The sequence below is a fragment of the Fulvivirga sp. genome (genome assembly GCF_040220315.1).
GTDB lineage: Bacteria > Bacteroidota > Bacteroidia > Cytophagales > Cyclobacteriaceae > Fulvivirga.
Genome location: NZ_JAVJUY010000156.1, coordinates 1 through 4,007, shown reverse-complemented (window position 1 = coordinate 4,007; position 4,007 = coordinate 1). Strand labels below are relative to the sequence as shown.

The 4,007-nt window shown below is 32.3% G+C and carries 6 protein-coding genes; 4 read left to right on the top strand and 2 right to left on the bottom strand.

Annotated elements, in window-relative coordinates:
* The first annotated feature begins 3 nt into the window (after positions 1–3).
* The 4 genes from RLO81_RS07610 to RLO81_RS07595 are packed head-to-tail and all read left to right on the top strand — an operon-like array spanning position 4 to position 2,784.
* Positions 4–144, top strand: coding sequence for a sugar nucleotide-binding protein (locus RLO81_RS07610; protein ID WP_350109553.1), 141 nt, complete (start codon positions 4–6; stop codon positions 142–144).
* Entirely contained in the window at positions 134–850 is a 717-nt protein-coding gene (locus RLO81_RS07605; protein WP_350109550.1) for a glycosyltransferase, read from the top strand. Before RLO81_RS07610 ends, RLO81_RS07605 begins: the two co-directional genes overlap by 11 nt.
* A 1-nt stretch (position 851) precedes the next feature.
* On the top strand, positions 852–1,907 hold the full coding sequence (gene rfbB / locus RLO81_RS07600; protein ID WP_350109547.1) for a dTDP-glucose 4,6-dehydratase: 1,056 nt from the start codon (positions 852–854) through the stop codon (positions 1,905–1,907).
* Positions 1,891–2,784, top strand: coding sequence for a methyltransferase domain-containing protein (locus RLO81_RS07595; RefSeq protein ID WP_350109544.1), 894 nt, complete (start codon positions 1,891–1,893; stop codon positions 2,782–2,784). Before rfbB ends, RLO81_RS07595 begins: the two co-directional genes overlap by 17 nt.
* Here RLO81_RS07595 and RLO81_RS07590 read toward each other — a convergent pair whose 3' ends face one another.
* Both RLO81_RS07590 and RLO81_RS07585 read right to left on the bottom strand, forming a co-directional pair.
* Positions 2,785–3,753 (bottom strand): hypothetical protein, encoded by a 969-nt coding sequence (locus RLO81_RS07590; RefSeq protein WP_350109541.1) that lies wholly within the window; start codon positions 3,751–3,753, stop codon positions 2,785–2,787. It lies immediately after the preceding gene.
* Positions 3,754–3,757: 4 nt separating this feature from the next.
* On the bottom strand, positions 3,758–4,007 hold a 250-nt coding region (locus RLO81_RS07585), incomplete at its 5' end, for a glycosyltransferase family protein (protein ID WP_350109538.1).

The following is a 4,007-nucleotide window of genomic DNA, read 5'->3' as shown; positions in this document are numbered from 1 at the left end:
CCAATTGATACCAAAGACTATCCAACTAAAGCCGAAAGACCAAAATACAGTGTATTAGATAAAAGAAAGATAAAAACTGCAATTAATTTAGAAATCCCAGAATGGAATGTCTCATTAAAAACATATTTGTCAAATGAAAACTAAAGTTCCAACAATTGTTTTCTGTGCCACTAGACAAAAAGACATTTCTGAAGCCGAGATTTCAATTAATTCAATTCGAGAAATATACCCTGATATTGAAATAATTTTGTTCACAAATATTGAATCTTACACCAACCCAAGAGTTAATTCTGTTCATATACTAAAAAATCAACAAAATAATTTCCTTGATAAAATATCTACCTTACTTGAAGTTAAAAGAAAACGAATTTTATTTTTAGATGGAGACACTTTTTTAATAAAAAATATAGATGAACTATTTGCCCTTCTCAATAATTTTGATTTGGCAGTTGCGCACGCTCCTAATCGCTGGACATTTAAGATCAATGAAGTACCTGATTCTTTTCCTGAATTTAATACTGGTGTTTTACTTTTGAACAAAAATTATAAAATAAGGCGCCTATTAAAAAATTGGTACAATGACTATAAGAAATATTTGGATCAGAAAGTTGACTTCCCATCTAAAGATCAACCTTCTTTTAGAAAATGTTTATTCCTTTCAAAAATTAGATTTAGTGTTTTAACACCTGAGTATAACTGTAGATTCACAATGGGAGCCATGGTTAGTCACAATGTGAAACTGTTACATGGAAGAACAAACGATTTTAGTAAAATAAAAAAAAGTATTAATGACGCACCAATTAATCAATGGAGTGACGAACCAAAATTAAGATGGATTAAATATGAATAGAATGAAAAATATACTAATAACAGGCGGAGCAGGATTCATAGGCTCACATGTTGTCAGATTATTTGTAAACAAATATCCAGATTACAATATCATCAATCTTGATTTGCTGACATATGCAGGTAATCTTGAAAACATAAAAGACATTGAAAATGCCGGTAATTACAAATTTATTAAAGGGGATATCTGTGATGCTGAATTGGTTGATAAGATATTTGTTGAAGAGAAAATAACTGACGTAATACACTTAGCTGCCGAATCACATGTCGATAGATCTATTAACGATCCATTAAGTTTTGTAAGAACCAATGTTTTTGGAACTGTTACCTTACTTAATGCAGCTGTAAAAGCATGGAAGAATGATATTGACAATCATATTTTCTATCATGTTTCTACTGATGAAGTATATGGTTCGTTAGGAGAGTCAGGCTTCTTTTTAGAAACAACACCGTATGACCCCCAGTCACCCTATTCCGCATCAAAAGCAAGTTCAGATCATTTTGTAAGAGCCTGGGCCAATACCTATGGTTTGCAAATTAAAATTTCAAACTGCTCTAATAATTATGGGCCAAATCAGTTTCCAGAAAAGTTGTTGCCCTTAATGATTAACAATATTCAGAATAATAAGCCTCTTCCAGTTTATGGGAAAGGTGAGAATATTCGTGATTGGCTCTATGTAGTTGATCATGCCAGAGCTATTGATGATATTTTTCATATAGGAAAAATAGGAGAAACTTATAATGTTGGTGGTTTCAATGAATGGAAAAATATTGACATTGTTCACCTATTGTGTAAGCTTATGGATAAAAAACTAGGACGCAAAGATGGAGAATCTGCAAAGCTAATAACCTATGTGACGGATAGAGCTGGTCATGATCATAGGTATGCCATTGATGCTACTAAAATTAAAAATGAATTAGGTTGGGAGCCAACACTGCAATTTGAAGAAGGCATGAAAAAGACTGTAGATTGGTATTTAAAGAATGAGGATTGGTTAAGTCATGTAACTTCGGGTGAGTATAAAACCTATTACCTTAAGAATTATGAATGCCAAAGTTGAAATCGACAAGCAAATAGGTGACTATTGGTCAAAAAAGAAAACATCAAGAAATAGGTGGTGGTTTGACCCTCGAATTATACAATATATTAATTATTTAGTTTGTGGTGAACGACTTAATGGTAGGTCAGAAGGGATCATTTCGAAACTAAGGAAAATTGGACCTTTTGAAAAAGGAATTTCTGTTGGCTGTGGTGTAGCTTCTAAAGAGCTTAGGTTATTGAGAAAAGGAATTGTAAACCATTTCGATTTATACGAGTTATCAGAAGAACGTATTAAAAAAGGGCAGATAAATGCAAAAAAGAATAATCTCCATGCCAAAGTTAATTTTAATCAAGGAGATGTTTTTTCATCTGATCAAGTCAAGGATAATTCGTATGATTTTGTTCATTGGAATTCCTCTTTGCATCATATGTTTGATGTGGACTCAGCCTTAACTTGGAGCAAAAGAAAATTAAAGACTGGTGGTGTATTATATTTAGAAGAATATACAGGTCCGAACAGGTTGCAGTATACGGATGAAATGTTGCAATTAGCCAATTCAATAAGAAGAGCCCTTCCAGAACGACTTTTCTTAAAGGAAGATGGTGAAAAGTATGCAATAGAAACAGGCAGGATTAATAAAGAAAAGTTAATTGAAATGGACCCTTCGGAAGCTCCTGACTCCGAAAATATTATCCCATCACTGTTGAAGCACTTTCCTCAAGCTGAAGTATTTCCAGAAGGAGGACTCGTATATAATATATCACTTAAAGGACTTTATGATAATCTACAGAAAGAAAGTGAAGAATATGTTCAAACGTTGATGATAGCTGATGAACTAGCCATCAAGCTAGGATTTTCACTAAGACATTCGGCAATTGCTCAAAAATCTAAATGATCATCGTAATTTCTCTATTTTTAGTCTCATTTTTTCTATCGCCTCAAATCGGGGATTTATTTCTTTAGCCTGCTTTAAAAGATCAAGGCTACTTTCGTAATTTTTAGACATAAATTCTCTTCTAGCTCGATCAAAGTAATCGCCTTCTTCTTTCACCTTTACGACACCATCTTCAAATAAAGGGATATAATTTTTTTCTCGATATTCGTTTACTACTTTTATAACATAGTTGAATGTATTTTTCGACTCCAGCGAGCTTGATAAGTTTCTATAAGACAAGTCATAGTTAAAATAACTGAAGAAGTCATTCAGCTCTTCATAGAGTTCATTATACTCAGTCTCCGACATGAATTTCAGATAATCATTGTATTTACCAGATCTTTTAGTTCTTTTAAATTTATTTTCAACTTCCACTTCTTGGTTTAAATTGAAGCTCAAGTAATTGTTAATCATATCTAATTCTCCATCTACAAAGTCTTCGTATTTTAAATGGAGAAATTGTGAGCCAAAAGCTTTGGCTAGCTGCAGAATGGATTTAGACTGATTCTTTACAACTTTAATAAGAGAAGGCCTTTTTGTTATTTTTACATATAAACTATCCAATTCAATTATTGATGGCGGCCTTCTATCATTAGTTATTGACTTTAAATAATCAATATACTCTTGCATGTTACGGTCATCTGAGAATCCATCACCGTTATATGGCAAATAAAGTAAGTAGCTAACTATTCGGTCGAGAGGGTTTCTCACTAGTAATATCAGCTTATCATAATGATGAAAAAACTCTTGATCAGTATTCCATCTATTAGCATAAACTGACTTAACTATTAAATCATCTTCTTTATAGTTGATCTGCTTCAAATTTGCTGGCTCAAAGAATTGTTTTAAGTCTTTCTTATAAGCATTAATAATTGAATACATTAATGCAGTCGTCCCACTTTTTCCTAATGAATAAATCAATATTTTCATCTAACTATTTTATATCATTAACCAAAGAGACTAGCGCCTCTGCACGTACTTTAAAAGAAAATTGCTCTTCAATAAAACTGAATGATTTTTCTGACAATCTCTTCACCTCATCATAGTTAAGGAGAACTTTTTCAAGGCATTTTGCCATTTCATCTTTACTTGAATAATACAGTATCTCGCTTGGAAATATTTTTTCTAATTCGTCATGATGGTCAGAAATAATAGGTGTGCCACAAGCCATGGCATCAAATATT

Coding starts and splice junctions, on each gene's coding strand:
- rfbB (WP_350109547.1), top strand. CDS start 852: ATGAAAAATATACTAATAACAGGCGGAGCAGGATTCATAGGCTCACAT.
- RLO81_RS07605 (WP_350109550.1), top strand. CDS start 134: ATGAAAACTAAAGTTCCAACAATTGTTTTCTGTGCCACTAGACAAAAA.
- RLO81_RS07595 (WP_350109544.1), top strand. CDS start 1,891: ATGAATGCCAAAGTTGAAATCGACAAGCAAATAGGTGACTATTGGTCA.
- RLO81_RS07590 (WP_350109541.1), bottom strand. CDS start 3,753: ATGAAAATATTGATTTATTCATTAGGAAAAAGTGGGACGACTGCATTA.